Origin of the sequence: Paraburkholderia sp. Ac-20347 (assembly GCF_017104805.1) — a bacterium.
In the GTDB taxonomy this organism is placed as follows: Bacteria; Pseudomonadota; Gammaproteobacteria; order Burkholderiales; family Burkholderiaceae; genus Paraburkholderia; species Paraburkholderia tropica.
In genome coordinates, this window is sequence record NZ_JAAGPN010000437.1 from 1 (window position 1) to 4,163 (window position 4,163).

Annotated in this window: 5 protein-coding genes; 2 read left to right on the plus strand and 3 right to left on the minus strand. The window is 67.3% G+C overall.

Annotation, left to right across the window (positions count from 1 at the left end):
• Nucleotides 1-477: type III pantothenate kinase (locus tag G3N97_RS37095; protein ID WP_205997736.1), on the plus strand; the 477-nt coding region annotated here is incomplete at its 5' end.
• Between the two features lie 92 nt (nt 478-569).
• Entirely contained in the window at nt 570-809 is a 240-nt protein-coding gene (locus tag G3N97_RS37100) for a hypothetical protein (RefSeq protein ID WP_205997737.1), read from the plus strand.
• Between the two features lie 49 nt (nt 810-858).
• Here G3N97_RS37100 and rfaE2 read toward each other — a convergent pair whose 3' ends face one another.
• From rfaE2 to G3N97_RS37115, 3 genes are all read right to left on the minus strand, one after another.
• Complete coding sequence (gene rfaE2 / locus G3N97_RS37105) at nt 859-1,341, minus strand: D-glycero-beta-D-manno-heptose 1-phosphate adenylyltransferase (protein ID WP_205997738.1); 483 nt, start codon at nt 1,339-1,341, stop codon at nt 859-861.
• Nucleotides 1,342-1,482: 141 nt separating this feature from the next.
• Complete coding sequence (locus G3N97_RS37110; protein WP_065062058.1) at nt 1,483-2,352, minus strand: acyl-ACP desaturase; 870 nt, start codon at nt 2,350-2,352, stop codon at nt 1,483-1,485.
• 487 nt (nt 2,353-2,839) lie between these two features.
• Nucleotides 2,840-4,099: a patatin-like phospholipase family protein gene (locus G3N97_RS37115; RefSeq protein ID WP_205997739.1), complete on the minus strand. Its 1,260-nt coding sequence runs from the start codon at nt 4,097-4,099 to the stop codon at nt 2,840-2,842.
• Nucleotides 4,100-4,163: the final 64 nt, after the last annotated feature.

Genomic DNA, 4,163 nt, shown 5'->3' on the forward strand with positions numbered 1-4,163 from the left:
ATCGGCAGCGACCGCTGGGCCGGCATGATCGGCGCGCACGCGGCCTTTCCCGGCGAGCCGCTGCTGATCGCCACCTTCGGCACCGCGACCACGCTCGAAGCGCTGCGCGCCGACGGCACCTTCGTCGGCGGCCTGATCGCGCCCGGCTGGACGCTGATGATGCGCGCGCTCGGCGAGCACACCGCGCAATTGCCGGTGCTCGACGCGCAACACGCGCGCGGCCTGATCGACGCGCCCGAGCACGGCCCGCTCTTCGCCACCGACACGAAACGCTCGATCTCGGCGGGCTGCGCGCTGGCGCAGGCGGGCCTGATCGAGCGCGCGTGGGCCGATTTGCAAGATGCGTGGAAAATGCCGGTCCGGCTGGTGGTGAGCGGCGGCGCGGCGGCCGAAGTGACAGCGGCGCTCAAGGTGCCGCATACTCGCCACGACGCGCTGGTGCTCGCCGGTCTCGCGCTGATCGCGCGGTCGAGCTAAATCCGGGCTAAATACGAGCCCGAGCCCAACCCAAGCGCCGCGTTGCGCGGCGCCCGCCCATTCGAACCACGATTTCGACGGAGTTTCACACGATGCTGCGCTGGCTGATCGCCATCCTGATTCTCGCCAACCTGCTCGCCTTCGCGGCGATTCGCGGACTGTTCGGCCCCACGCCCGCTTCGGGCACGCTGCAACGTCAGCATCTGAACCGGCAGATTCATCCGGAGGGACTCACGGTGCGGCCGATCAAGCCGTCGGAGTCCGTGGACGTGCCCGTGGTGGGCGGCCCGGTGGCCGATCCGGCCATCCAGGCGTCGACGCTCGCGCAATAAGTCTGGCGCGCGGCGCCGGTCCGCGCGCGTGACCGCATCGCGCAATCGCTCAGGATTGCGCGCGCACCTTCTGCAGGAGCTTGGTGGTCGAGCGATCGTGCTCGAACGCAATCGCCAGCGCCTTGCCGCCCCAGCCGCGCACGAGCGCCGACTCGGGCAGCGCGTCCATATCGTAGTCGCCGCCTTTCACGAGAATGTCGGGACGCACGGCTTCGATCAGCTCGATCGGCGTCTGCTCGCCGAACTGCACCACCCAATCCACGCTTTCAAGCGCCGCCAGCAGCGCCATGCGATCGTTTTCGTTGTTGATCGGACGATCGTCGCCCTTGCCGAGCCGCTTCACCGAGGCGTCGCTGTTCACGCCGACGATCAGCGTCGCGCCGAGCGCCTTGGCGTCGGCCAGATAGGTGACGTGGCCGCGATGGAGAATGTCGAAGACGCCGTTGGTGAAGACCACCGGACCGGGCAGCGAGGCGCGCATCTGCGCGAGCGCTTCGCGCGTCGTGATCTTGCGTTCGAAGGAAGCGGGCATCGGATGTGACTCGAAAAAAGTGAACGGATCAGGGAAATGAACAATGTAAAACGGCCCGGACGCGCGAGCGTACCGGGCCGTTTTCTTGATGCGTGTGCGCTGAGGGGCGCGCCGCGAGGCACGCCTGGAAGCGCGCCGGCGTCAGGCCGGCTGCTGCGTGCCCTGCTCGGCCTGCAGGCGCTGCACCACTTCCTTGCGGTAGCGGTTCAGTTCCTGCGCCGTGCTGAACGTGCGTTCGAACAGGATCGACAGGTTGTGCAGAATGCGCTCGATGACCTTCTTTTCCCAGCCGTCGTCGAAGCGGATCTGGTCGTCGAGCCAGCGCTCGAGCCATTCCGGATCGGGCAGGCGCGATTGCACCGTGTCGCGCGGGAACAGCGCCTGGTTCACGTGCAGGTTCGTGGGGTGCAGCGGCTTTTCGGTGCGACGCGCCGACGCCATCAGCACGCCGATCTTCGCGAAGGCCGCGCGCGCGACATCGCCGCAGTTCACGAGCGCCTTCTTCATGTAGCGCAGGTAGGCGCCGCCATGACGCGCTTCGTCGCGCGAAATGGTTTCGTAGATGGCCTTGATGACCGGCTCCGTGTGCCATTCGGCAGCGCGGCGATACCAGTGGTTCAGGCGGATTTCGCCGCAGAAGTGCAGCATGAGCGTTTCGAGCGGCGGCGCCGGATCGAATTCGAAGCGCACGGCGTGCAGTTCTTCTTCGGTCGGCACCATTTCCGGCTTGAAGCGGCGCAGGTATTCCATCAGCACGAGCGAGTGCTTCTGTTCTTCGAAGAACCACACGCTCATGAACGCGGAAAAGTCGCTGTCGTGATGGTTGTCACGCAGGAACATTTCCGTGGCCGGCAGCGCCGACCATTCGGTGATCGCGTTCATCTTGATGGTCGCGGCCTGCTCGTCGGTCAGGAGCGACGCGTCGAATTGGTCCCACGGAATGTCCTTCTCCATGTCCCATCGGACCGATTCGAGCGACTTGTAAAGTTCCGGATAAAGCATCGTGTTCATAGTCCCGCCCCTGTTCTGCACATGACGACTTGTAGCGTGCCGCCTGCGGCGCGTGCCCTCACGCGGCGTACAGGCGAAAAGCGTTTAATTTTACGCGGTAACCGGCCGTCTGGACGCAATCTCACCGCGGCTAAACAGATTGTTTCCTGTCGAGCGGCAATCCGCGCTGCCGGAGTGAATGGCGCCGTCGTGGGTTCTGGGTAGGTGCACCGTGCCTCGAACCCGGCTGCCGAAATGTCCGCGGGGCCGCCGGTTCGCGTTGCCCACGCCGCCTGGCCGCCTCGCCCGCGTGTTACGCGGCGGCCCCCGGCGGACCGTCCCAGCGCTGCGACAGAATGACGCAGCGCCATCTCCCGATGATCGCATCGGAAATCGCGTGGAGGCGCATGCCATAAGGCTCACGGCTGGCTCAAGGCCGGCTCGCAGCACTCCGTCGCTCTGACTGGACGGCCAGAAAAACCTTACACCATGATAGCACGCCGATCTTTCAGTTCCGGGGCGCCTCCGGGTGCGCCGCCAGGTGCGTCGAAACAACACCGGACGGCGCGCTCAGCCAGCTCAGGAGCATGTCGCGACGGGCAAGCGTGTCGCGGTAACCGAGATCGATCAGCGCCTGCGTGAACTCGCGCTCGAACAGCAGGTAGCTGGCGAACGCCGCACCCGACGCGCGATTGCCGCCCACCGCGCCGAGCAGCATCCGCACGGAGAGCGGCAGCCGCTGCAGATGGCGCGCCGCGATCAGCTCGATGCGCTCGCTAGGCCCGATCGCGAGCACCTCGATATGCCGCCAGCCGCTTTCCGGCGCAACGGTGTGCGGCAGTTGCAGGACCATGCGGTTGACGTGCTCGATGCGCTCGATGTCGGCGCCCAGCGCGTCGAGAAATACGCTCGCGAGCACCTGCTGGCCGATCTGCGCGAGCGTCGGATAGACGTCGCTGTCGGCGCGCGCCATCAGCACTTCAGGCGCTTCGGGCGCTTCGTGTGCATCGCGCACCGCCGCGCCGGGCGACGGCGCGCTCGCGCCGATCACGACGATGCGCTCGGCGCCAAAGTGAATCGCGGGCGACAGCGGCGCGATCTGCCGGATCGAGCCGTCGCCGAAATATTCGTGATGACCGTCGAGTTCGAGGCGCACGGCGGGAAACACATAAGGAATCGCCGCCGACGCCAGCAGATGCTCGGGCGTGAGCGCCACCATGCGCGCCGTGCGCTGGGCGCGCCGCCAGGCCTGAATCGGCTCGCTCGCCTGATAGAAGGTCAGATGCCGCCCCGACGAATAGCTGAGCGCCGTCACCGCGAGCGCGTGCAGCAGGCGCTGATCGAGCATCTGCTCGATGCGGTGGAAGTTGAGCGTGGCAGCGAGGAAGTGCGCGAGCGGCGCATTGTCGAACAGCGTGCGCGGCGTGCGTCGCGCGCCGAGTCCGAAGGTGGCCCAGCCGAACGCGAGCGCCGCGAGCCAGCGGCCGCCCGCCGCCGCGATGCCGGGCCAGTCGGTGCGATAGACCTTGTCGGCGCTCAGATCCGCCCAGAAGTCGGCGAGACGGGCGGCGCCGAGCGTGAAGTTATCGGCGTGACTTGCGATGGAGGTGGCGTTGATCGCGCCCGCCGAAGTGCCGCAGATCACCGTGAACGGCATCGCCCGGCGCAGCGGATCGGCCTGCGCGGCGAGTTCCGCGAGCGCACGCAGCGCGCCGGCCTGGTAAGCCGCGCGTGCTCCGCCGCCCATCATCACGAGCGCTAGCCGCATGATGCCGACGCTCCCCGTTCCTCATGTTCCGGCGCGCACCGCCCGCGCCGCGCGCCCTCAGCCC

Bases quoted from the DNA above. Each gene is read 5' to 3' on its own strand.
- G3N97_RS37110 (WP_065062058.1), bottom strand. From the start codon at position 2,352: ATGAACACGATGCTTTATCCGGAACTTTACAAGTCGCTCGAATCGGTC.
- G3N97_RS37115 (WP_205997739.1), bottom strand. From the start codon at position 4,099: ATGCGGCTAGCGCTCGTGATGATGGGCGGCGGAGCACGCGCGGCTTAC.
- G3N97_RS37100 (WP_205997737.1), top strand. From the start codon at position 570: ATGCTGCGCTGGCTGATCGCCATCCTGATTCTCGCCAACCTGCTCGCC.
- rfaE2 (WP_205997738.1), bottom strand. From the start codon at position 1,341: ATGCCCGCTTCCTTCGAACGCAAGATCACGACGCGCGAAGCGCTCGCG.